The sequence below is a fragment of the Acinetobacter sp. IRS14 genome (genome assembly GCF_034650275.1).
Taxonomy (GTDB): Bacteria; Pseudomonadota; Gammaproteobacteria; order Pseudomonadales; family Moraxellaceae; genus Acinetobacter; species Acinetobacter oleivorans.
Window position 1 is genome coordinate 48671 of sequence record NZ_JAOVFN010000009.1, and the last position, 24209, is coordinate 72879.

Sequence of the window (24209 nt, forward strand, 5' to 3'; positions counted from 1 at the left end):
TTACATGCGGAACACGCCAAATTTGGTTGGCTGGATTGGTGCATTCATAGCGGCAGCAAGACTTAAACCAAGTACTTGGCGAGTTTGCGCTGGGTCAATTACACCGTCATCCCAAAGACGGGCAGAAGCATAGTATGGATGGCCTTGGCGCTCGTATTGTTCACGAATGGGTTGTTTAAATTCGTCTTCCTGTTGCGCTGACCACTCGGCACCTTTTTGCTCAATTTGATCACGTTTTAAAGTTGAGAGTACGCTTGCTGCTTGTTCGCCGCCCATCACAGAAATACGAGAGTTTGGCCATGTCCATAAAAAGCGTGGTGAATAAGCGCGGCCACACATGCCGTAGTTACCCGCACCAAACGAACCACCAATAATCAAAGTGAGTTTTGGTACATTTGCGGTTGCAACTGCCATCACTAATTTGGCGCCGTTTTTTGCAATTCCTTCATTTTCATACTGGCGACCAACCATAAAGCCCGTAATGTTTTGTAAGAATAACAATGGAATATTGCGCTGAGTACATAGCTCAATAAAGTGCGCACCTTTTTGTGCAGACTCAGAGAATAAAATACCGTTATTGGCAATAATCCCGACTGGCATGCCATAGAGCGAAGCGAAACCGGTAATGAGTGTTGAACCAAAACGTGCTTTAAACTCATCAAAACGAGAACCATCTACAATGCGGGCAATCACTTCACGTACATCGAAAGGTTTACGCGCATCACTTGGCACCACGCCATAGAGTTCTGATGCATCAAATAGAGGCTCATCAACTTGTTTATTTAAATCGTTTGGCTTTTTATTAAGGTTAGCGACAATGTTTCGTGCAATCGCAATTGCATGTTCATCATTTTCGGCTAAATGGTCAGCCACGCCTGAAAGACGTGTGTGTACATCGCCACCGCCTAAATCTTCACTGCTGACCACTTCGCCTGTTGCAGCTTTTACAAGAGGAGGGCCACCTAAGAAAATCGTACCTTGATTACGTACAATAATCGTTTCATCAGACATGGCTGGCACATAAGCACCACCTGCGGTACAGCTACCCATCACTACAGCAATTTGGGCAATACCTAGGCTCGACATGCGTGCCTGATTATAGAAAATACGTCCGAAGTGATCACGGTCTGGGAAAACCTCATCTTGCATTGGTAAATAGGCACCGCCTGAGTCCACCAAATAAATACAAGGCAAGTGATTCTGTTCGGCAATTTCTTGTGCGCGTAAATGCTTTTTAACCGTAAGTGGGTAGTATGTTCCACCTTTTACTGTTGCATCGTTGGCAACGATCATACAAGTGATGCCGTTGACTTGACCAATACCCGCAATTACGCCCGCGGCAGGAACATCATCTTCATAAACGTTGTATGCTGCCAACTGACCAATTTCTAAAAATGCCGTGCCGACATCAATGAGTTGATCAATACGTTCACGGGGTAAAAGTTTACCTCGAGCCAAATGTTTTTGACGGGCATTTTCACCGCCACCTAAAGCAATACGCTGGGCAACTTGTTTTAGATCTGTGACCAATGTTTGCATGGCTTGCTGGTTTGTTTTGAAGTCTTCACTTCGAACATTAATCTTGCTTTGTAATTGGTTCATAAGATGCATCCTTATTTATAATTATTATTTGGTTTCATTAAAGAGTTCGCGGCCAATCAGCATGCGGCGAATTTCAGAAGTTCCTGCACCAATTTCATAAAGTTTTGCGTCGCGCCATAAACGGCCAGCAGGGAATTCATTGATATAACCATTACCGCCTAAAGTTTGAATTGCTTCACCAGCCATCCATGTCGCTTTTTCGGCAGAATATAAAATGGCACTTGCAGCATCTTTACGTAGGCTGCGGTCATGGTCAGCTTTGTCACAGGCAGTACCAACAGCATAGACGAGTGCTTTACATGCCAACCAAGTTGAATACATATCGGCAAGTTTGCCTTGCATAAGCTGGAATTCACCTAAAGCTTGGCCAAACTGTTCGCGTTGATGCAAGTATGGAATGACCACATCTAAACAAGCATCCATAATGCCTAAAGGTCCGGCACTTAAAACTGCACGTTCATAGTCCAAACCACTCATCAGTACTTTTGTGCCGTTACCAACACCGCCGAGTACGTTTTCAGCAGGGACTTCTACATTGTCAAAGAACAGCGGGTAAGTGTTAGAGCCACGCATACCGAGTTTGTCTAAATGGTTACCGTGACTAAAGCCTTTCATGCCTTTTTCAATTAAGAAAGCGGTCATGCCTTTCGCACCAGCTTGCGGATCAGTTTTAGCGTAAACCACAAGTACATCTGCATCACCGCCGTTAGTGATCCACATTTTTGAACCATTTAAAACGAAGTGATCACCTTTTTGTTCAGCACGTAATTTCATGCTAACAACATCAGAACCTGCATTCGGTTCGGACATCGCAAGGGCACCTACATATTCACCAGAAATCAGTTTTGGTAAATATTTTTGTTTTTGCTGTTCGTTACCGTTACGGTTAATTTGGTTTACACATAAATTAGAATGAGCACCGTAAGACAAACCAATGGCTGCCGAAGCACGAGAAATTTCTTGCATGGCAATAATATGAGCTAAATAACCCATATTGGCACCGCCATATTCTTCAGAAACCGTCATGCCTAAAAGGCCCATATCTCCGAATTTTTTCCAGAGATGTGCAGGGAATTTGTTGTCTTGATCAACTTGTTGGGCAATTGGTGCAATTTCCTTTGCACAAAAAGCGGCTACCGAATCTTGAAGCGCAATTAAAGTTTCATCTAGACCGAAATTCAAGCTGCGTAGGTTCATGATATTTTCATCCTATTGGTTATATTTGTTGTCCATAAAATATTTTGTGGGTATTTGATAAGTAACATACAATGATTTTTTGAAAAAGTGAATACAGATTCATAAAATGATTTACAATTCATTTTATTTGTTAGAGAATAAATTATGAGCTATAAACGATCATCTTTAATGCAAGAGCGGATGGAGCAAAATCGTAAAGCGATTTTGAATTCAGCCAGAAAAATAATTTCAGAGGGAGGATTTAAAGACGCGCAAATACAAACAATTGCAGAGCAAGCGGGTGTATCTAGTGGACTGGTTTATCGCTACTTTGATAATAAAAGCCAAGTGCTGATTGAAGTTTTGTCCGAGGCTATTAATACAGAACTATTGGTGATTGATTCGATTACCGAAAGTGAGTTATCGGCAAAGCAGAAATTACATAAGGCGGTGGCAACCTTTGTAAAACGGGCACTGAATAGTCCTCAGCTTGCATATTCACTCATGTTTGAACCCGTCGATTCAACGGTTGAACATGAGCGTTTTCGTGTAAAGCAATTGATTAAACAAAGTATTAAAAAAATACTCGCGGATGGAAACGCAAGTGGTGAGTTTGTCTTGGATGATTTAAACACAGCAGCACTTTGTGTTGTCGGTGCCATGACCTATGTGGTAGTTGAACCCCTAGATCCAGCTCAAAATACAAAGTTTGATCATGCGCACAAAGACTATTTTTCAAAACAGATTGCTGACTTTTGTGTAGATGCTGTGCAGAAGAAATAGGGCATATAAAGGATAAACATTACAAGGTAGGCGGTTTGGAAAAGTAGTTGCAGTAACAACAATTAGATCAGGTAAGAAGAGAATTAGAAGAATCAAGGAGAATGATTCAATGCAACAAGAACGGTTAAGCTACGCCTCGGGACCAAGCACACAGCCCTTATTGGGTATGACCATTGGTGAACAATTCGATCAGGCCTGTCGGCAATATGCAGAAAAGGAAGCAATCGTTAGTTTCCACCAAAACAGACGATTAACCTATAAAGCTTTACAGGATGAAGTAAATGCTTTTGCTTGTAGCCTTTTAAAATTGGGATTAAAAAAAGGAGATCGATTAGCGATCTGGTCACCTAACTGTGTGGAATGGACGGTAACCCAATTTGCAGCTTTTAAAGCAGGGATTATTTTAGTCAACCTGAATACAGCTTATAAAAGCCATGAACTTGAATATGTGTTGAATAAAGTCTCATGCAAAGGATTGATTATTGCTTCTCAATTCAAAACGACTGATTATCAAGAATTACTGACAAAAATTGCCCCTGAGTTGACCAACAGTTCAGATAAAGTGCTCAGTTCAGCGCGACTGCCACATTTAAAATTTGTCATTAAAATCGATGACCAACAGCATACGGGTATTTATCGTTTTAGTGATTTAGTTACTACACCAACTTCTGAACAGCTAGAACAATTAAAACAATTAGCGAAGCAACATCAGTTTGATGAAACCATTAATATCCAATTTACTTCAGGTACAACAGGTAACCCTAAAGGGACCATGTTGACCCATCACAATATTTTAAATAATGGTTATTTTGTGGGGGAAGGTATTCGTTTAACCCCTCAAGATAAAGTGTGTATTTCTGTGCCGTTGTTTCATTGTTTTGGCATGGTCATGGGGAATCTAGCATGCGTTACGCATGGTTCGACCATGGTCTATCCATCGGCGGTATTTAATCCTTTAGAAACTTTAAAAGCGATTCATCAAGAACGCTGTACGGCAGCTTATGGCGTGCCAACCATGTTTATTGCCACCTTAGAGCATGAGCAATTTAATGAGTTTGACCTGTCGAGCTTAAGAACAGGCATTATGGCTGGTAGTCCTTGCCCACGTGAAATTATGCAGCGTGTCATAGACCGTATGCATATGTCTGAAATCACCATTTGTTATGGCATGACTGAAACCTCACCAGTAAGTGTACAAAGCTCGGTAAATGATTCGATTGATAAACGAGTAAGCACAGTTGGGCATGTTCATCCGCATGTTGAAATTAAAATTGTCGATTTAGAAGGGCAGATTGTTCCGCAAGGCACTTTAGGTGAGCTATGTGTTCGCGGTTATTCAGTGATGGCTGGCTATTGGGGCGAAGAAGAAAAGACCAAAGAGGTCATTGATTCAGCTGGCTGGATGCATACGGGTGATATTGCCGAAATGGACCAAGACGGTTTTATTAAAATTAAAGGCCGTATTAAAGATGTGGTGATTCGTGGTGGGGAAAATCTCTTTCCAAAAGAAATTGAAGACTTTTTATATACCCATCCAGATGTAAGCGATGTGCAAGTCATTGGCTTACCAGATGCCAGATATGGTGAAGAACTCTGTGCTTGTATTATTTTGCATGAGCATCACCAAATTGATGAAAACAGTATTCGCCAATTTTGCAAAGAGCATATTTCTCATAATAAAGTGCCGCGTTATGTCCGATTCTTTAATGAGTTTCCAATGACAGCTTCGGGCAAAGCACAAAAGTTTAAATTGCAGGAAATTATGCGCGCTGAGCTTAACTTAACTGGAAATGTCTTTGACTAAAGAAGCCGAAAGCCTGTTCAAAGTGCAGCAAACTATAAATCTAAAGGCAGTTTAAATAGAGGATAAGCAAAATGGCAAAAGACTTTAATAGCCCAAAAGTAGTCGAAGGATATGACGAACATATTCGTAAATTAATTCCAGGTTATGAAGTCATCCATCAACAGGTGGATGCCATTTTACAATCGGTGTTGAAACCTAATGCTCATATCTTAATTGTGGGCTGTGGTACGGGGTATGAACTTGAATATTTACTTAAACGACATCCGAACTGGAAATTTACAGCAGTTGATCCATCTTTGACCATGCTGCAAAAAGCTCAGGAACAGGTTGAACTTTTAGATAAATCTTCACAAGTAACCTTTGTTCACGGTGAAACTTCGGCTTTGCCTCTGGAAAATTGCTTTGATGCTGCACTTTCTATTCTCGTGGCTCATTTTATTGCAGATGAGATAAAACTCGTTTTTTTTAAAGATATTTATGCTCGTTTAAAAGAAAAGGCCATTTTGCTTACTTACGATTTAATGACGTGTGTAAATCCACAGCAGCTTCAAGCTTTACCTTATTTATGCTTGGATCAAGGTTTAACGGAAGAGCAATGTCAGAAAATGTTAGAGCGTATGGCACAAGACTTTTTTAGCTTAACCACTGAAGGGTATATCAAACTTTTGCAAAAGACTGGTTTCGAGAGCGTACAGCCGTATACGCAAATTTTGACGTATCAGGGTTTTATTGCAAAAAAATAATGTCATTAGAGACAAAGGAATGTTGTCTTAACACCTAAATATTCTCAATGAGGATGAGAATATAAAAAACGAAAAAAATTAGAAGAACTAGCTTTACCTATAACACATTAAAAAGTGGCCTCAATGCTGCTTAAGGGAGGTTTTGTCTAAAAAATATGATGGAAGACTTTCTAAAGGAAGAAAGTCAGATGTTTAAGGGCCTGTTTTAGACAGGTACATAACAAAAAGGATGTCGAGATCTTTAAGTCTAATTAAAGATCAAAAAAGGAAAGTTTTATGATAAATGCTTTAAATACAACGGTTCAAAAAAGCCTATTGGCAGTTTCTGTGACCCTATTTGTGTCTTCTGCTTTTGCAGGTCAAACAGATCCTGAAATAGAACAACTTCGCCAAGAAGTAAAAGAACTACGGGCTATGCTACAAGCCAACATGCAAGCTCAGAAATCTTTATCGCAAGGACGAGTTGAGCTAGCAACTTCTGCAATGCCCCAAGCTGCTCAGCCTACAAAACAAGTGTTAACTAAGTCTGGTGCAGAATTTAATTTATACGGTTATATACGGGCAGATGCTTCTTATCAAATGAAAGGGGCTTCTACCATGTATAACAATATTAGTGGGGTTCCACTCGAAAATACGCCAGAAGAATCTGCACAAAAAGACCAGTTGCACAGCACCGTTAATGTGACACGTTTCGGGTTGAATTTTAAAACCCCAACGGCTGTGGGTGATGTGGGCGGGAAACTGGAAATGGACTTCTTTGGGGCTGCAACTCGTGATCAGTTCCGTATACGCCATGCTTATTTAACGTTTGATAAATGGCTTATTGGTCAAACGTGGTCAACATTTATCGCACCTGAATATTATCCGGAAACGATTGATGCTGGCACATTTGTAGGCAGTGCATTATTAAGATCACCGCTTGTACGCTATAGCGATAACTTAACTGCCAATACGAGTTTTGCAATATCGGTTGAAGACCCGAAATATACTGCAACAACTGACCCTGACAATAAAATGCGCTTACCCGCTTTGGTAGGACGCTTAAATCATAAATTTGCCAATGGTTCGATGTTATCTGCCCGTAGTTTAGTTGCCGAAAAAAGAACTAATAATGATGAGCAAGTTGCTTGGGGTGTGGGCTTCGGAGGTAAATATCAAATTACCCCCGATACCTTACTCAAAGCCGATTACTACCATGTCAAAGGAGATGGGCGTTTCTTGCTATGGAGTAATAGCGGCTATGCAATAGATGATCAAAATAATATGCATAGCAATGAGTTTGACACTGTTTCTTTAGGTATTACTCATCAATTTACGCCACAAATTCGTTCAACCTTAGCTTATGGCTATATGAAAGCCAAAGATGACAACCGTTTTGCCGAATTACAACGTAATAGCACCACTCAAAACAAAGAGCTTTGGCAAGGCTGGGTAAATGCACTGTATAACCCTTACAAGCCAATTACGTTGGGGGTCGAATATGTGTATGGCGAACGAGAAACTTTTGATGGCCGTAACGGGATTGATAACCGCTTCAATATGATGGCGAGTTATGACTTTTAATTTATTCAACAAGACCTTGAATAATCTGTTTTTTCTTTAGGGTGCAATATGTCGTTTTAAAAAATTAAATATGAATTTATCTCACAGAGGAGGTGAGTAAATGACAACATCTAAATTAAATGTAAATGAAGTTATTGATCAGGCCCGATTTACCCCTTTTCACTGGAGCATTTTGCTTTGGTGCTTATTAATTATTGTTTTTGATGGTTATGATCTGGTGATTTATGGCGTTGTACTGCCTTTGCTCATGCAAGAGTGGTCGTTAACAGCTGTACAAGCGGGGATGTTAGCAAGTACAGCACTATGCGGAATGATGTTTGGGGCAATGTTCTTTGGAACTTTGGCAGACAAAATAGGCCGTAAGAATGTGATTTTAATTTGTGTCACTCTTTTTAGTGGTTTCACCTTTTTAGGTGCTTTTGCATCAAGCCCACTTGAGTTAGGGGTGCTTCGGTTCTTAGCGGGGCTAGGCATTGGTGGGGTTATGCCAAATCTAGTTGCTTTGACTTCGGAATACGCACCTAAACGTATACGAAGTACGCTGGTGGGGACTATGTTTAGTGGTTATGCGATTGGGGGAATTCTTTCAGCCTTAATTGGTAGTTATTTGGTTGAAAGTCAGGGATGGCAAATTATGTTTTTAATTGCCGGTATTCCACTATTTTTATTACCTGTCATTTGGAAGTTTTTACCCGAGTCTTTAACTTTTTTAGTTAAAACAGGTAAAACTGAAAAGGCACAGCACATTATTCAAAAAATTTCACCTGAACAAACACTAACGATCAATACGCAATTAGTGCTTAATGAAGATAATGTTCCCACAGGCAGTTCTGTAAAGGGATTATTTCAACAAGGCCGTGTCTTCAATACACTCATGTTCTGGCTCGTATTCTTTATGTGCTTACTCATGGTGTATGCCTTAAGTAGCTGGTTACCAAAACTCATGCTGGCAGCAGGGTATTCATTGGGCAAAAGTATTTTATTTTTGCTTGCTCTAAATGTGGGCGCAATGATCGGTTCAATTGGTGGCGGTATTTTGTCTGATAAATTTCATCTAAAACCGGTAATTATGGGAATGCTACTGGCGGGTGTTTTAGCATTAATCGGTTTAGGCTTTAAGTCTCCAGCCTATGTTTTATATGGGTTAGTCACTGTTGCAGGCGCTGCAACGATTGGGACCTCAATTCTTCTTTATAGTTACGTTGCACAATATTATCCATTAAGTGTACGTTCGACTGGAATTGGCTGTGCCTCTGGTGTTGGCCGAATTGGGGCAATTGTTGGTCCAATCTTAACGGGCTTGTTATTGGGTTTAGAGTTACCACATAAGATGAATTTTGTGATGATCGCAATCCCTGCAATTTTGGCGCTTTTCGCTGTCATGGTTCTAAGACGTTATGCAGCTGAAAAACAGCCGATTACACCAAAACTTACCACCGAGTTAGAGGGTAATTAATAAATAGTGATGCAGGTAGGGAGCAAATTCCTACCTGCATCTGGCGTTTTATTGATTAACTAACTGGTTTAAATCAACCAGATTTGCCATTTGTTGATTACCGCGATCATTCGGATGTAAATGATCTCCAGAATCATAAATTGGATTTAATCGGTCAGAATGTTTTGAATCTTTTAAGCCTTGCTCAAGATCAAGAACCCCATCAAATGTTTTACTGGTTCTCATCCACTGATTAATGCGCTGGCGTAATTCATCTTTGTTAGGCTGATAATAGTTATCTAAAGGTGTATTGGGTAAAGCGCCTGAAAAGGGAAGTAATGTCGCCCCAATCACTTGAATACCTTGCTCATGAGCGTCCTTTACAACACGTTTATAACCTTCGGTTAAGGCTTCAAACGACGGTATTTGTTGTTTAGGTGCAAAAGCTGTACCGGGCCATGAAATATCATTAATACCAACTAAAACAATTAAAGTTTTAACACCTGAGTATTGAAACACTTCACTGTTTAAACGTTTTAAAGCACTGTCACCCATACCGTCTGTAAGTAGTCGATTCCCTGAAATTCCACTATTAATAACCGCTATTTGATGGGTCGATAAGCGCTTAGCTAAAAAGTCAGTCCATCTCGTATTTGCATCTAAAGTTGCAGTTGCGCCGTCAGTAATGGAGTCTCCAATGACTGCAACAACATGTGCTTTATGCTTCGGTTTTACTTCAATAGCCGATAATAATAACCGTGCAGTTGTTGTTTTGGCACTGCTAGGCGTATTTAAGTTCGCGGTCTGATTGCCAGCAATAATCCAACTGGTTTGTTTCGCATCCCAATGAAAAGTTTTAAATGTAGTCGGCTTTTGAATAAAACTATTTACCATTAACTGCGCATGATCGGGAACAGGTAGCTGGATTGGATCACTAATCAGTTGTTTGCCAGGTAGAATTTGTGCTTTAAGTTTCCCAGAAAAATAAACTGGATAAGTACTCTTAGCTTTTAGACTTTGTCCTTTGAATATTCCCACAGTTGTTTTATCAATAGATAACGGTTGATCCCCATATTGATTTGTGAAAACAAGCCTAACAGCTTCACCACCTAAACTAATTTGACTGATTTGTTTGATGGTTTGATTAGATATTTGATCTGGAATATTGGTCGGGAAAAAGAAATCTTTATTCCAGACTTTTTGGGGGCTGGCTGCCCAAGTGGTAATCCATTCGCTCTTTTTTACTTCTGCTTGTGCAAAGCTTGTAAATAAAATGAGAGAGAATAGGGCGGGTTGATAAAGTTTCATCTCGTGAACTCTTTAAAACGAATTAAAGTTATCTTGAAACAAATTGCTGGCTTGTTATAGCGACATAAGCGGAATAAGATTTGTGAATGAAATTCATAAATGGCTTTTGTTATGTCATATTTTGATATTAATCGGTCTGGCGAGTTGGCAATTTTTATTCGAGTGGTCGAGCTTGGGAGTTTCTCTGCCGTTGCAAGAGCTTGTGACATGACGCCGTCTGCGGTCAGTAAGTTAATTTCTCGGTTGGAAAAAAGACTTGGCGTTAGATTGCTTAACCGTTCAACACGCCAGTTTCAGCTTACCAGTGAAGGATGTCAGTTTTATGAGCAAGGCATTCATATACTCAATAACTTAGATGAACTAGAACAATCAGTTACTGCAAATCACATGCCGCAAGGGCGAATTAGAATTCATACTAGTCTTTCATATTGGACACACTTTTTATTGCCTTGTATTTCTCGATTTAACGAGTGCTATCCACAAATTGAATTAGAGGCTCATTTGAGTGATGAAGTCATTAATTTAGTTGAGCAACGGATTGATGTTGCAATTCGGACAGGGCCTTTAAAAAGCTCAAATTTGGTTGCTCGCTCACTCGGAAGCACGCAGAAACATTATGTCTGTTCACCTGCATATATTGAAAAGTATGGTTGTCCGCAGCACCCAGAAGAGCTTTATGAACATCAGCTTTTAGATGTAAGTTATCAGCGTCAGAATAAAATATGGTTGTTTAAAAGAGACGAGCAAGAAATCACACTTGCACCTACTCAAGTCCTGAGAGTAAATCATGGAGAAGCAATCTTACAATTAGCGCTTGCAGGTGTTGGCGTTGCACAGCTTAATGAATTCCAAGTTCGAAAAGCGCTAGAGCAAAAACTATTGGTTAAAATTCTTGAAGACTGGAATATCAATGCTTCTGAAGAATTTCATGCTGTTTGGATAGGACATGACAAATATGTCCCTAAACGTGTAAGGGCATTTTTAGATTTCTTGGTAGAGCAGGCAAAGATTAGTTAATTAAGTTTTTTCTGGCACTTAACTGACATTGGTGCATGGTTTCATTCATTGTTTCCACAAAGTGCTTATCCGCATCAATATTTTGTAAGCTTACTTTAGGTAAGTTTTCTACAAATTGTGGCGAATAATGTTCTTCTAAAGAGTTATAAATACAATTACATTGTGAAAGTGCGCGTCCTGCCCAAACACAATGTCTGTTAAATTCATTTTTACTGATAGATCTGCAACCTAATAAACTTATAGAACTTATTAATAGGATGCACATTAAAACAATACGATATAAAAAAAACATCATAATTGCTCTTAGTTGGTTGTTGTTATCGTTCGATTTGGTATATAGATGTTCTAATCTTTAATTGGCATTTAATCTTGAGATTTTTTCCGTATAAAGATAAAAGTTTGGATAGGTGAAAAGATGGTAGGAATTCTTTAAAAGTGTTTTAAGCTGAACGATAAGATAATAAAGATGAAGAAAAATAAAATGATATAAAATAATAGTCATTAGAGACTCCTTGATAAAAGAAGTTACGCCCAATCACTGCTATTAATTATGGTGGTGAAACGAAAGAGGGTTAGCAGACTGATACCTAAGAAACCAGCACACCCGAAGGTGTCCCACTCCCGTTCCTCCGTCAAAGGCACGAGGGGCTCCACACCAAAAAACGTGTTTTTAGTGCACTTAGGTAGACGGTCTGCTAAAACCGACTGACAAAATAGGTCAGCCGGAGCATCATAAGCTGAGCATTAAAGCGGGTCAATTGCAAAAATAAAAGATTGGTTTATATAAACAAATATTAATATTTTTAAATTTTTATTAATAAAATAACTGATTATTTGGAATTTAAGCGATTGATTAATTATTATACCTAATCTTAATAATTGAGTTTTAATGTTTATATATCAAATATTTATTAATTGTTAATTTATATATTGTTTGCAATCATTGACTTAATAAGACACAAACTCGGAAAGGATGAATAATTTTACTTTCATGAATATGACAATCTGAAATAATTAGCTAATGCCAAAATTTAATTAAAATATCAATTGCAAGAATGATATTTTTTGATCATTTATTTAATTTTGATTTTTACAAAAGCTTGCATAATCTACAAAAGTTAAGAGAACCACTGCGGTAGGTCAACAGAAGATAATGTTATTCATAAGCTTATATCTTAAGATTAATCAGGGTGATCTCAATGTTAAGAATTTTTTGTGCAGTAAGTATGGTATTTGCAATCGCGATGGGTATGAGTGCTTGCCAAGATCGACATTCAACAGATGATGATGGAACACATGGCTCTAATGATCCAACTGTTCCACAACAAATGGATAAAAACTCATAATTATTTCATCTAAGAAAACTCACTTTTACGTGAGTTTTCTTATCGTTAATTTCTATAAGATATGTAACACAATAAAAAAGATAATTATATAAAAAGATAAAATTAATCAATGAATTAGATTGAAGTTATCTTTTGAATAATTTGTTGTTACTGAATTGTTTCGCTATTAAATTATAGTTTCAAAAAATTAATAAAATAAACACAATAAATTACTTATATTCATCCAAAATTCATTTTAATGATGAGAGTTTTATAAAGGTAAGGATATGCCCCAGTACTTAAGAATAGCTGAGAAAATCTATCAAAATGTTAAAGAGAAAAAAGGCTTTACAGATGAGCCTATGGAGGACCTTAACAATTTGATGATTGAACTCAGACATGAGCTTAAGGGGACAAAGCTTAAGCTTTTATACAATTACATTGATTTTGCTGACTTACTGATTAAACCCTTACAGGAATCTAAAATTAAATTGGATTTAAGCCTTATTCCAAAGAGTAAAAATACACAAGAATTTGTGCTGTGGCTTGCAGGTTTTATTGAAAGAATTACTACAGGCGGACAAGAAAAATTACCGCCAATTCAGACTAAAGTTGCTTTACCTGACTACGCCTATGAAGAAACACTTTCTTCTCCAGTAAAACCAGTCAATAATGGAGAAGAAATTATTGAATATTTTAATAAAAAAGAAAGTTAAATAGTGGCATATAAAAAAAGCCTATTTCCGAGGGCCAATCGGAAATAGGCTCTTAGTTTTTGGACCAAAAGAGAATGTTATAAAAACAACTTATCTTCCATTCCATGCATCTTTAATTGCTTGTTTAGCATGTTCCCATTTTAAACGAGATTCAGCTTTAAGTTCTTCCCATTTTTGTTCCAAACCGCCTTCGACATCTTCAAATTGAGTGCCTTGTTCCGATTCAGCACGTGCACGATGACCTAATTCATAGGCTGTCGAAAAGTCTCGGTCATAATCGAGATCGGGAGTAGTAAGCTGAGCTTCTTGATAATAAGGACGAGTAAGGTAACTTTCGCGCCAATAAGTGTCAGAATAATTATGGTCGCCGGCTGGCAGTCGTGCGTGATCGCTATTTTGATCTGTCATCAGTTTTTCCTCATCTATTATTTAATTTTATGCTTATGGTAAATTTAGGAAGGTGAGGGCACCTTCCTAAATAAAATGAATGACCGCATCAAATGACATTTAAGTCAGCATCGGATTAGCGTTGCTGATTATTGTTATTTGAGTTTTGTTGGCCTGAATCTTTTTGATTCGAGCCTTGTTGTTGGCGGCGATTGTCATTTTGCTGTTGTTGCTGATTGTTTTGTTGCTGTTGATTGCCGTTTGGCTGTTGCTGATTGTTGCGGTTGTCATTTTGCTGTTGTTGTTGCTGTTGATTATCGCGTTGATTGCTTTGATTATTAGTAGTGCTCATCTTTAATTACCTCATATCATTTATGATGTGTGTTTTATCTGAGAGCTTCAGATAGGTTTATTAAAACATGAAAAATTTTAATGTGTAGTCTTCGGGTGTTACCCTATATTTAACTGTAACTTTGAAAAATAAATAAAACCTTGATTTCTATAAAATGTAATTTTTATCAATAAACATAATTAATATGAAGATAGATAAAATTACATTTGAGTAAAGTGGTGTTAAATAAATGCTATGGTTATTTCTAAATGTGTATATGTTATCTTTTATTAAAATGAATTTATTTTTTATTATCTAATATTATGTATTCTATATCTTTAGAAATGCAATAAATAAGTTGTCTAATTTTAAGACATGGTAGCCCTTTAAATAGTCGTCTAAAGTTGTAAAAATTATTTTTATAATAAATAGAATAAAAAAAGGTGCCTACTGGTTTTTCTTTAGTCTCAGACCCTCCCTTTTTTAAGAGGCCTGTGCAGGCAATATAAAGATCGGCATGTAGGAGTTCTTTGCCTTTTTTGATCATTTCCACAGTGACTTCCATCGATTCAGGTGTATATTTTTCAATAAGTTCAGGTGAGATATGAAGTGTATTTTCTTTGACACGTAAGTCATAGCTGACTAAGCTTCCAATCAGAATATCACCTGAATAGGGACTTAAAGAGAAGCGATAAGCTAAATAGCCCGCCGAAGCACTTTCAAAAAGTGCAATTTTAATTTTTTCTTGTGCGAGTAATTTGCAACATGAATTAAACATTGGTTTTCTCCTTAAAACTGTTTTTAATTTAGTTATAAGAGTATTTTTAATTTATTTTTGTTAAGTTTTTAAACTTTATGATTTTTAAAGTAACTTAAATGTAATTAAAATTTATTGTTTATATATTTTTTATAAAAACAGATGCTTAAATAATTCTAAAGTTGAGAATGTAAATTTGTGTTATTTTTTATCTAATTGAAATTTAACGATTTTAAAATTATAGGTTATTTCTTAATAACGTAATATAACAAAGATAGGCTGGGATTATAGTTTAGCTGAAGTATGGTAATTTATATCTCACTAAAGGAGAATAGAAATGCCTGTTGTAGTGAAAGAAAGATTATTAGACTTATTACAAGATAATCAACAAAACTATTACGAATTATTTGTTTTTTTCCTTGATCCTGATATTTCTAGTTTTGAAAAAGAAAAGAAAGCACGAGATTTTCTTAATAAAGAAATTGATAAAATAGATCAAAAGGAAATTGATTTTCCTGCAACTATAAATACAGTTAAACCATGGTGTGAAAACGATAATAAAGAGAATTGTGAATTATTTCAGGCTTACCTAAACCGTAGACAAAATGGGGGTGAGAGAGAATATTTTAAGAATGTTGGTCAGGCATTCGAATTTTTAATTAAGGTTTCCCCAACTAAAAAAGTAGATGGTGCATGGCTATATAGTTCAGTTCACTACTGGAATGATCCGGTTTTTCATGACCTCATTATTACTTATTTGGAAGAGCTGGGACTAGGTGAGCCGAAAGCAAACCATGTCTGTATCTATGATGACTTACTACGTAGTCTCGGACTCGATAGTTTTGATCTGCTATTAGAAGACGAATATTATCATAATGCCGTGATTCAGCTGGCGCTTGGTTACGCTCCACCTGAGTTCATTCCTGAAATTGTCGGCTTTAATTTAGGTTATGAGCAACTGCCACTGCATCTACTCATCAGTAATTATGAGCTTGCTGAACTAGGTATTGATTCTAAATATTTTAATTTGCACATCACTATCGATAACATTGATAACGGGCATGCAGATAAAGCAATTAAAGTTATAGAAAATATTTACGATAAATACAGAGATAAAGAACTTTTCTTTAATAAATTGAAGCGCGGTTTTGCGCTTAATGGTCACGGTGTTTCATCTTCAAAAATTATTAAAAATTTAAATCTTGAAGATTTAGTCCTTAAAATTTTAAAAAGAAAAGCGCTCGTAGGTCAGCTCATTCATAACGAAACTAGACAGTTTGGATGTAAAACGATTAACCAATGGTTATCAAATCCAGAAGACGTTAAAGGGCTGGTTACACATCTCATTGATCACAAGTGGATTAAATTTAATACCGACCCAGAACAGAGTGTGTTCTGGCGAATGATTAATGAAGAAAATGGAAAAATGTTTGGGGTATTTAACCCTGTAGAACGTCAAATTATTCATGACTGGATTGCAGGTAGTGATCATTCTTCTAACTTCTTGGCTTATAGCAGGGAATTAAAGAATAGCCAGCGTATTCAAGATTATCTCTTTAGTTATATTTCCGATGGCGAACTGGATGCACTGCAAGAACGTGTTCAGAAATCACATGATCTTGCCATAAAAATATGCAAGTTGACTCCGTTTTTGGCCCCAGATTCACATCATAAAAGCATTGGACTTTGGAGCACTCGTAAATACGTCGAACTCCTTTTTCCATATTTAAGTTCCTTTAACAAAACTAACTCTTGAAGTTTTTTAACTCACCCCACGTTTAACTTTAAAAACATAGGTAATGAACATGACTGATAATGTTAAATCAACAAATAAAACAAGTGAAATGGCTGGTGCTGACGCTGCAAATAAAGCCAATACTACCCAAAAAACTGAACAATTAGACTCAGTCAGAGACGATGCAACCAATGAAGCATTAACCACAAACCAAGGCGTTAAAATAGCGGATAATGAGAATAGCTTAAGAGCGGGTATTCGTGGTTCGACGCTATTAGAAGACTTTATTTTAAGAGAGAAAATTACTCATTTTGACCATGAGCGTATTCCTGAGCGTATTGTTCATGCGCGCGGTGTAGGTGCGCACGGTTACTTTCAAGCTTATGAAGGAAATGAGCGCTTAACAAAAGCGGGATTTTTAACTGATCCAAGCATTCAAACACCAATTTTTGTACGTTTCTCAACAGTGCAGGGACCACGTGGCTCTGCTGACACCGTTCGTGATATTCGTGGTTTTGCGATTAAGTTTTATACCCAAGAAGGTAATTTCGATTTAGTCGGCAATAATGCACCAGTTTTTTTTGTGCAAGACGGTATTAAATTTCCAGACTTCGTTCATGCGGTAAAACCTGAACCAGATACAGAAATGCCAACAGGAGCAACTGCCCATGATACTTTCTGGGATTTTGTGTCTTTAGTTCCTGAGTCAGCTCATGCAGTAATTTGGGCAATGTCGGACCGTGCAATTCCACGTAATCTACGCTCAATTCAAGGCTTTGGTGTTCATACATTCCGTCTTATTAATGCCCAAGGAAAATCTCATTTTGTGAAATTCCACTGGACCCCTAAACAAGGTTTAAGTGCTTTAGTGTGGGATGAGGCTCAAAAACTTGCAGGTAAAGACCCAGATTTCCATCGTCGAGATCTGTATGAAGCGATTGAGAATGGGGTTTATCCTGAATGGGAATTGGGTGTACAAATTGTCGAAGAAGAAGATGAAATGAACTTTGACTTCGATTTATTAGACCCAACCAAAATTATTCCTGAAGAGTTGGTTCCAGTGACTCCAATCGGCCGATTTGTTTTAAATAGAAATGTAGATAATTTCTTTGCAGAAACAGAGCAGGTGGCTTTCTGTCCGGGACACATCGTGCCAGGGATCGATTTTACAAATGATCCACTTCTACAAGCACGCCTATTTTCGTACACCGATACACAGTTAAGTCGTTTGGGTGGACCGAACTTCCACCAAATTCCGATCAATAAACCAGTATGCCCATTCCATAACAATCAACGTGATGGTATCCACCAACATACGATTCATAAAGGGCAGGCTTCATATCAACCAAACTCAATTGATAATGATTGGCCAGCAGAAACGCCACCTGCTGCTTCAAATGGTGGTTTTGAAAGCTATCCTGAACAAATTAGTGGACACAAACTTCGTCAAAGAAGTGAAACCTTTTCCGATCATTTTTCACAACCGCGCCTTTACTACAAGAGCCTTGCCCCTCATGAGCAAAAGCATGTGGTCGATGCCTATACTTTTGAATTAAGTAAAGTGCAACGAAAACACATTCGTGAGCGCCAAGTTCAACAAATTTTGGCAAATATCGATCTCGACTTAGCTCGACAAGTAGGTGCTAACTTAGGAATTGAAGTTCCTGATTTGACTCTAGATTATAAGAAAACCGCAGTTGAAAAATCGGCTAAATTATCTTTCTTGGCTTTCCCACCAGAAGATATTCAAGGGCGAAAAGTTGCTGTGCTTATTCATAACCTTGTGAAGTCAGATACACTTGAAGCTATTAAAAAATGGGCGATTAAAGAAGGTGCGGTTGTTCATTTACTAGCGCCGAGCTTGGCTCCGGTAAAAGACCATAAAGACAATATTATTGTGGCTGATGGTATGCAAATGGCTGAACCTTCAATCGCTTATGATGCGGTGATTATTCCTGATGGCGATAACTTAAATGCCGTACTGCAAGATGGCGTAGCGCGCCATTATGTACTCGAAGCTTACAAGCATTTAAAACCAATTGCGTTTTTAGGTAATAAATCTGATTTGCTTGAACCGCTAGGTTTAGTTGCCGATGAGGGCACTTTAGTTGAAGATGAATTCCAGCCTATTGCTGAAAAATTCAAAAAACTGATTATGGCTCATCGTGTTTGGTCACGAGAACAAATAGCTGCTCAGATACCGGCTTAACAAACAAAAAAGCCCTGAAAGTTTTAACTTTCAGGGCTTTTTTATATCTTAGGGATTAACCATTTACGATTTGACCACCATTTACATGAATCACCTGACCTGTAATATAACTTGCATCATCTGAGGCAAGGAAAAGATAAGCAGGTGCAACTTCACTTGGTTGTCCCATTCTTCCCATTGGTGTGTCTTTACCAAATTCCTTAACGGTTTCTGCATCAAAACTGCTTGGGATTAATGGGGTCCAGATCGGACCTGGTGCAACACCATTTACCCGAATTCCTTTTTTCTGTTTCATTAAATTGTTCGATAAGCTACGTGTAAAAGTCGTAATCGCACCTTTGGTACTTGCATAATCAATAAGCTCATCATGGCCTTGATAGCTGGTAATACTAGTCGTATTAATAATACTGTCGCCTTCTTCCATATATGGAATAGCTTCTTTAGTAAGATAAAACATTGGAAAAATATTAGTTTTAAATGTCTTTTCTAATTGCTCATTACTAATACTTTCAATTTCCTTTTGTTGATATTGCACGCCAGCATTATTCACTAAAATATTAATTTTTCCATAATGTTGTAGAACTTTATCAATATCGAGTTTTGCAACATCTGGGTCAGAAATATCACCTTTTAATAAAAGGCAATGTTGTCCTTCTCTTTCAACAAGTTGTTTAGTGATTTCGGCATCCTCATCTTCTTCAAGATAAAGGATTGCAATATCGGCACCTTCACGGGCAAACAATACTGCGACAGAACGACCTATACCACTATCGCCACCACTAATAACGGCAACTTTATCTTTTAACTTATCGCTACCTTTATGAGAGCTTTTTATAACCTCAGGTTCAGGATGCATTTTTTCCTGATCGCCTGGTTGATGAGATTGAACTTGTGCAGGTGCGGATGTTGGATACTGATTTGTTGAGTTTTCCATACGTCAAATACCTCAGTTAAATATCTAATTTATAAATAGTGCGCTGTTACTACGTAAATATGAGTAAAATGAATTTTTTAATAAGTTGCCTTTGTTATTTTATTTATAAGGATGTAAAAAAATATTTTATATTTAAAAGTTAAATAATATCCATTAATTTGATTTTGTTCTTATCAATCATACTTTCAATAATAGATCTATTGCCTGTATCTTCTAGCCAATTTTCAATAGGTATATTATTGGATAAGTCTAAAATTTCTTTAATAATTTTTTTAGCGCCTTCAATATTTTGTGTCTCTTTATTATTTTTAATAATGATATTGTCAAGCAATAACTTTATATCTTCTTGCTCTATATTCTTTGACTTAATAATATGTAAATCTCTTTGGAAGGGATGGCTCGCATGCGGAGGATCTAATCTATAGCTCCATTCTTGGTCATAATTTTGCCATGAATTCTTAGATTTAATATGCCCGAGTAAAATTTCTGGAATAGAAATATGGATGTATTGTAGTGTTGACTCTTGATCTTTTAATTGCATGGCTAAACTACTCAAATTGCCTTAATAAAAATAGTTTTAAATATTCATATTAATCTCTCAAGTAAATTCACTTTGAAAATGTAATGATATATATTATTGTTTTATATTGAAAATAAGTGTTTTACTCTGTGTTTGTTTAAGTAAGTATGTTTCATTATTTTACTTTTTGTTTATAGTTAAGCTGTTTTGTTGTTTGTATAGATATTTTAAATCTGTTTGTAAAAATATATTGTAATGTGCAGTTAAGTAATAATAAGTGAGCTAATTATTTAAAAAGTAAAATGTGAGAAAAATTAGAATGTATAAATTTTTATTTAAATAATGAAGTTATAGAATTTTTAATCTTTCATTTTATATACATTTAAATTGATTGATACAGTGCATGGGTAGGAAAATATTATAGATCTTCTATCTTTATTAAATCCGTTAATCAAAAGCGGTAGTGACTATAATTAAATATAGGAAGATATAACTATGGCTAATACTAGATATGAAGATGATGATAACAATAGTACAGGTACTTCAAATCGTGGATTTGCAAGTATGGATCCTGAAAGAGTTAGAGAAATAGCCAGCAAAGGTGGGCGAGCAGCCCATGCCAGTGGTAATGCGCATGAATTTACTTCTGAAGAAGCTCGTGAAGCTGGTCGAGCAGCGCATGCAAGCGGTAATGCACATGAATTTACATCTGAGGAAGCTCGTGAAGCGGGTGCCTTAAGCCATAGAAATGGTGGTCGCGGTCGTAGGCGCGATGATGACGACGATGATGATGATCGCGGTAGCCGTTCAGGTGGCCGAGGACGTGGCCGCAGCCGTGATGACGATGATGATGACGATCGCGGTAGCCGTTCAGGTGGCCGAGGCCGAGGTCGCAGCCGTGACGACGACGATGATGACGATCGCGGCCGTTCAGGTGGTCGAGGCCGTGGCGGCAGCCGTGATGACGATGATGATGACGATCGTGGTAGCCGCTCAGGTGGTCGAGGCCGAGGTCGCAGTCGTGACGACGATGATGATGACGATCGCGGTAGCCGCTCAGGTGGTCGAGGCCGTGGCCGCAGTCGTGATGACGATGATGACGATCGTGGCCGCTCAGGTGGCCGAGGACGTGGCCGCAGTCGTGATGACGATGATGATGACGATCGTGGCAGCCGTTCAGGTGGCCGAGGTCGAGGTCGTAGCCGCGATGACGACGATGATGATGACGATCACGGTAGCCGTTCTAGCGGACGAGGTCGTGGTCGCAGCCGTGACGACGAAGATTATGACGGTCGTGGACAAAACTCTCGTAATCAAAAACGTGATGCCTCTGGACGTTTTACGTCTTAAGCATAATGTTTTAAAAACGAAGGAGGCTTTTGCCTCCTTCGTTTTTTAATTTATTTACTTTACTGTGGGAGCAGTTGTAGTCCTTTTACAATATCAATGTACTCAGAACCGTTTAACCAAAAAGATTTTTTTAAAAATAGTGTCGTCATAATACTTTCGGCTGCTTCGCTATCCGGATTTTCACAGAATAATCCGTAGCTTTCACCTAAAACCGCATCATTTTCAATTAGGCGGATATAGTAAGCATGTTGCTCATTTGCATAACCTAAAACCGCATCACGTTGATTTTTCATTTCGCATGTCTCCATACCAAAAAACTGAATTTAACCAGAATGTTAAGTGTTCAGAATCTCATTTGATAAAAATCAAAAAACAGTCAGCAATAATGACTATCTCGAAATAGGTTTTGATTTTCTTCAAATTGCCATTTTGATTAAAACATCCCTGTTAAAAGCAAAATGGATTAAAATCTGATCATGAGATTTATTGTTATGCAAAAAAAATATTTCGTCAACTTGAAAATGTAACTTTTTCAAGTTACATTGTTTGTGTAGGATTTGAACAGTGAAAAGGGAGGCAATATGCCAAAGAAAAAAGAGTTCGAGCATGGCGGTGTACGAGAAAATGCCGGACGTAAAGCACAGTTCAATGAACCCACCAAAGTCATTCGTGTTCCCGAGTCTCAAGTTAACTTTATCAAAAATTGGTTACTGAATAATGTCAAAACCAATAATTTAACCGACTTTAACTCAAAACTTAATGTTCAACAGGTTCACCCGAATAACGATAAAATTTACCACATTCCTTTAGCAACAGAACGTGTTGCGGCAGGTTTTCCTTCACCTGCACAAGATGATATTGAGCAAGCACTCGATTTAAATGAATATTTAATTAGAAATGAAAATGCCACGTTTATTGTCAAAGCCAATTCTTTATCGATGCTAGACGCTGGAATTGATATTAATGATCCGCTTATTGTGGACCGTAGTATTCCCGCTAAATCGGGTGATATTGTGATTGCACTCATCGACAATGATTTCACTGTTAAGCGCTTAATGATTGATAGTCAATTTCAGCCACCTAAAGTTTGGCTAAAAGCTGAAAATCCTGATTATCAGAATATTTATATTGAAGAGGGGCAAGAACTGGTGATTTGGGGAGTGGTGACTTATAACCTCAAACGAATGAGATAAATTTTTCTTATATTTTACTATTCAAGTTACTGACCCGAAAAGTGAGTCAGTAACTTTTTCCTGAATGATTTTTAAATTTGCCCAATCAATAAGCACGTTGCGATAACGACCATCAAACCACCTGAAAAACGACCGACTAATTGTGCTGCTTGTGGTCTGGTTTTCAAAATAGCCTCTGAACCATAACCCACCATTAAGTAAATAATCGCGCAGCTAATCATGTGAACAACACCAAAGGCAAGAATTTGTGTTGTCACTGACCATGAAGCAGTGGTGTCAATAAATTGAGGAAGCAGCGCTAAAAAAAGTAAAAAAACTTTCGGGTTTAATCCACTCACATAAACGCCTTTGGTTGCCCAGCTCAACCATGACTGAGCTTTTTCAGAACCAGACTCATTCGGAGTAGGAGGGGTAAGTAATAAGTTTATTCCCATCCATAACAAATAAGCAGAACCTGCAATTGTTAAGATCATGAGTGCAGTTGGATTATTTGCTACAAGCAGGCCAACACCAGCCGCTACCAATAAAATCGTAATAAAGTGCCCAAATAGCATACCTGCGACAGCGGGTACGACGACTTTGCCTTTAATCCCTGCCGAAATGGCATAGGCCCAGTCTGCCCCTGGCGTAATAATAAAAAGAATGGAGACACTCCAAAATGCAATAAAAATGTTAAAAGCCATATGCTTATCTCGGCAAACTATTTTCCAAAGGTTTCGCTCGTGGTTTAGAAAAAATCCCTATTTATTCGAGCTTGTTGAAAATAATATGCTCATGTATTTAGAATGTGCTTTTAAATGTTTGCTCATATCACACTCATTTGGGGTAAATTTTTCTAAATGGATCGCACAGATAAAAAGATTCTTGCTGAATTGCAATTAAATGGCCGATTATCTATTACTGAATTGGCAGAAAAAGTAGGTTTGAGTATTTCACCTTGTCACAGACGAGTGAAGGCTTTAGAAGAGTCGGGAGCCATCAAAGGCTATCGGGCAGAACTCGACCCAAACTTAGTGGGATTTGAATTTTCAGCGATTGTTTTTATTACGCTTAAAGAAGGCGATAAACAGGCAGTCGAGAAGTTTGAAAATGCCGTAATTGATATTCCACAAATTATTCAAGCGCAGCGTTTGTTTGGTGAGCCAGACTATTTGCTACATGTGGTCGCTAAAGATTTGCCAGCTTTTCAGCGTTTGTATGATGAAAAATTATCTGCTATTCCAAGTGTGCAACGACTCATCTCAACCATTGTGATGAAAGATGTAGTGCCTGAACGCTTATTTCCGATTGGCTAAAAATCATCAGGCGTAAAAAAAGAAGC

24 protein-coding genes are annotated in these 24209 nt (G+C 37.7%); 13 read left to right on the forward strand and 11 right to left on the reverse strand.

The features are described 5' to 3' along the window. A complete protein-coding gene (locus tag ODQ17_RS10420) occupies nucleotides 1-1602 on the reverse strand; it encodes a carboxyl transferase domain-containing protein (RefSeq protein ID WP_009390945.1) in 1602 nt (533 codons plus the stop codon). Between the two features lie 24 nt (nucleotides 1603-1626). After that, the gene (locus tag ODQ17_RS10425; protein ID WP_322903432.1) at nucleotides 1627-2799 is read right to left on the reverse strand and encodes an isovaleryl-CoA dehydrogenase; all 1173 of its coding nucleotides are present in this window, start codon (nucleotides 2797-2799) and stop codon (nucleotides 1627-1629) included. Nucleotides 2800-2943: 144 nt separating this feature from the next. Between ODQ17_RS10425 and ODQ17_RS10430 the strand changes: the two genes are divergently transcribed. From ODQ17_RS10430 to ODQ17_RS10450, 5 genes are all read left to right on the forward strand, one after another. Next, complete coding sequence (locus ODQ17_RS10430; protein ID WP_322903434.1) at nucleotides 2944-3561, forward strand: TetR/AcrR family transcriptional regulator; 618 nt, start codon at nucleotides 2944-2946, stop codon at nucleotides 3559-3561. Nucleotides 3562-3670: 109 nt separating this feature from the next. Further along, entirely contained in the window at nucleotides 3671-5365 is a 1695-nt protein-coding gene (locus ODQ17_RS10435; RefSeq protein WP_322903436.1) for an AMP-binding protein, read from the forward strand. A gap of 71 nt (nucleotides 5366-5436) precedes the next feature. Beyond that, a complete protein-coding gene (locus tag ODQ17_RS10440) occupies nucleotides 5437-6108 on the forward strand; it encodes a class I SAM-dependent methyltransferase (RefSeq protein ID WP_322903438.1) in 672 nt (223 codons plus the stop codon). 279 nt (nucleotides 6109-6387) lie between these two features. Beyond that, complete coding sequence (locus tag ODQ17_RS10445) at nucleotides 6388-7671, forward strand: DcaP family trimeric outer membrane transporter (protein ID WP_322903580.1); 1284 nt, start codon at nucleotides 6388-6390, stop codon at nucleotides 7669-7671. A 100-nt stretch (nucleotides 7672-7771) separates the two neighbouring features. Beyond that, nucleotides 7772-9127: an MFS transporter gene (locus tag ODQ17_RS10450; protein ID WP_322903440.1), complete on the forward strand. Its 1356-nt coding sequence runs from the start codon at nucleotides 7772-7774 to the stop codon at nucleotides 9125-9127. Nucleotides 9128-9175: 48 nt separating this feature from the next. On the opposite strand, the gene ODQ17_RS10455 is transcribed toward ODQ17_RS10450, so the two are convergent. Further along, on the reverse strand, nucleotides 9176-10414 hold the full coding sequence (locus ODQ17_RS10455) for an SGNH/GDSL hydrolase family protein (RefSeq protein ID WP_322903442.1): 1239 nt from the start codon (nucleotides 10412-10414) through the stop codon (nucleotides 9176-9178). Nucleotides 10415-10525: 111 nt separating this feature from the next. On the opposite strand from ODQ17_RS10455, the gene ODQ17_RS10460 reads away from it, so the two are divergent. Continuing rightward, complete coding sequence (locus ODQ17_RS10460; RefSeq protein ID WP_322903444.1) at nucleotides 10526-11431, forward strand: LysR family transcriptional regulator; 906 nt, start codon at nucleotides 10526-10528, stop codon at nucleotides 11429-11431. On the opposite strand, the gene ODQ17_RS10465 is transcribed toward ODQ17_RS10460, so the two are convergent. Continuing rightward, nucleotides 11424-11726: a hypothetical protein gene (locus tag ODQ17_RS10465; protein WP_151768449.1), complete on the reverse strand. Its 303-nt coding sequence runs from the start codon at nucleotides 11724-11726 to the stop codon at nucleotides 11424-11426. The genes ODQ17_RS10460 and ODQ17_RS10465 overlap by 8 nt on opposite strands. A gap of 904 nt (nucleotides 11727-12630) precedes the next feature. Here ODQ17_RS10465 and ODQ17_RS10470 point away from each other — a divergent pair. Together ODQ17_RS10470 and ODQ17_RS10475 are read left to right on the forward strand one after the other, a co-directional pair. Continuing rightward, nucleotides 12631-12777 (forward strand): hypothetical protein, encoded by a 147-nt coding sequence (locus ODQ17_RS10470; RefSeq protein ID WP_005304246.1) that lies wholly within the window; start codon nucleotides 12631-12633, stop codon nucleotides 12775-12777. Nucleotides 12778-13043: 266 nt separating this feature from the next. Next, complete coding sequence (locus ODQ17_RS10475; protein WP_322903449.1) at nucleotides 13044-13472, forward strand: hypothetical protein; 429 nt, start codon at nucleotides 13044-13046, stop codon at nucleotides 13470-13472. A 90-nt stretch (nucleotides 13473-13562) separates the two neighbouring features. Here the strand turns inward: ODQ17_RS10475 and ODQ17_RS10480 are convergent, their stop codons facing one another. The 3 genes from ODQ17_RS10480 to ODQ17_RS10490 all read right to left on the reverse strand — a co-directional run bounded on the left by ODQ17_RS10480 (nucleotide 13563) and on the right by ODQ17_RS10490 (nucleotide 14968). Then, nucleotides 13563-13880 carry a hypothetical protein gene (locus ODQ17_RS10480; RefSeq protein WP_004793048.1) on the reverse strand — a complete coding sequence of 106 codons (318 nt, stop codon included), beginning with the start codon at nucleotides 13878-13880 and terminating at the stop codon, nucleotides 13563-13565. A gap of 115 nt (nucleotides 13881-13995) precedes the next feature. Next, complete coding sequence (locus ODQ17_RS10485) at nucleotides 13996-14211, reverse strand: hypothetical protein (protein WP_005304252.1); 216 nt, start codon at nucleotides 14209-14211, stop codon at nucleotides 13996-13998. Between the two features lie 280 nt (nucleotides 14212-14491). Beyond that, on the reverse strand, nucleotides 14492-14968 hold the full coding sequence (locus ODQ17_RS10490) for a CinA family protein (protein ID WP_312321717.1): 477 nt from the start codon (nucleotides 14966-14968) through the stop codon (nucleotides 14492-14494). A 316-nt stretch (nucleotides 14969-15284) separates the two neighbouring features. On the opposite strand from ODQ17_RS10490, the gene ODQ17_RS10495 reads away from it, so the two are divergent. Both ODQ17_RS10495 and katE read left to right on the forward strand, forming a co-directional pair. Further along, on the forward strand, nucleotides 15285-16703 hold the full coding sequence (locus ODQ17_RS10495; RefSeq protein WP_322903454.1) for an iron-containing redox enzyme family protein: 1419 nt from the start codon (nucleotides 15285-15287) through the stop codon (nucleotides 16701-16703). A 43-nt stretch (nucleotides 16704-16746) separates the two neighbouring features. Further along, nucleotides 16747-18891 carry a catalase HPII gene (gene katE / locus ODQ17_RS10500; RefSeq protein WP_322903456.1) on the forward strand — a complete coding sequence of 715 codons (2145 nt, stop codon included), beginning with the start codon at nucleotides 16747-16749 and terminating at the stop codon, nucleotides 18889-18891. Between the two features lie 55 nt (nucleotides 18892-18946). On the opposite strand, the gene ODQ17_RS10505 is transcribed toward katE, so the two are convergent. Together ODQ17_RS10505 and ODQ17_RS10510 are read right to left on the reverse strand one after the other, a co-directional pair. Continuing rightward, nucleotides 18947-19825, reverse strand: a complete 879-nt coding sequence (locus ODQ17_RS10505) for an SDR family oxidoreductase (protein WP_322903458.1) — start codon at nucleotides 19823-19825, stop codon at nucleotides 18947-18949. A 139-nt stretch (nucleotides 19826-19964) separates the two neighbouring features. Next, nucleotides 19965-20366, reverse strand: coding sequence for a DUF6367 family protein (locus tag ODQ17_RS10510; protein ID WP_005304267.1), 402 nt, complete (start codon nucleotides 20364-20366; stop codon nucleotides 19965-19967). A 474-nt stretch (nucleotides 20367-20840) separates the two neighbouring features. On the opposite strand from ODQ17_RS10510, the gene ODQ17_RS10515 reads away from it, so the two are divergent. Continuing rightward, nucleotides 20841-21695, forward strand: a complete 855-nt coding sequence (locus tag ODQ17_RS10515; RefSeq protein WP_322903460.1) for a KGG domain-containing protein — start codon at nucleotides 20841-20843, stop codon at nucleotides 21693-21695. A 59-nt stretch (nucleotides 21696-21754) separates the two neighbouring features. Here ODQ17_RS10515 and ODQ17_RS10520 read toward each other — a convergent pair whose 3' ends face one another. Next, a complete protein-coding gene (locus ODQ17_RS10520) occupies nucleotides 21755-21988 on the reverse strand; it encodes a hypothetical protein (protein ID WP_004793031.1) in 234 nt (77 codons plus the stop codon). A gap of 288 nt (nucleotides 21989-22276) precedes the next feature. Here ODQ17_RS10520 and ODQ17_RS10525 point away from each other — a divergent pair, with 288 nt between their 5' ends. After that, nucleotides 22277-22888, forward strand: coding sequence for a LexA family protein (locus tag ODQ17_RS10525; RefSeq protein ID WP_005304277.1), 612 nt, complete (start codon nucleotides 22277-22279; stop codon nucleotides 22886-22888). 71 nt (nucleotides 22889-22959) lie between these two features. On the opposite strand, the gene ODQ17_RS10530 is transcribed toward ODQ17_RS10525, so the two are convergent. Continuing rightward, nucleotides 22960-23571: a LysE family translocator gene (locus ODQ17_RS10530; protein ID WP_009388290.1), complete on the reverse strand. Its 612-nt coding sequence runs from the start codon at nucleotides 23569-23571 to the stop codon at nucleotides 22960-22962. Nucleotides 23572-23727: 156 nt separating this feature from the next. Here ODQ17_RS10530 and ODQ17_RS10535 point away from each other — a divergent pair, with 156 nt between their 5' ends. Next, the gene (locus ODQ17_RS10535; protein ID WP_000376211.1) at nucleotides 23728-24183 is read left to right on the forward strand and encodes an Lrp/AsnC family transcriptional regulator; all 456 of its coding nucleotides are present in this window, start codon (nucleotides 23728-23730) and stop codon (nucleotides 24181-24183) included. Nucleotides 24184-24209: the final 26 nt, after the last annotated feature.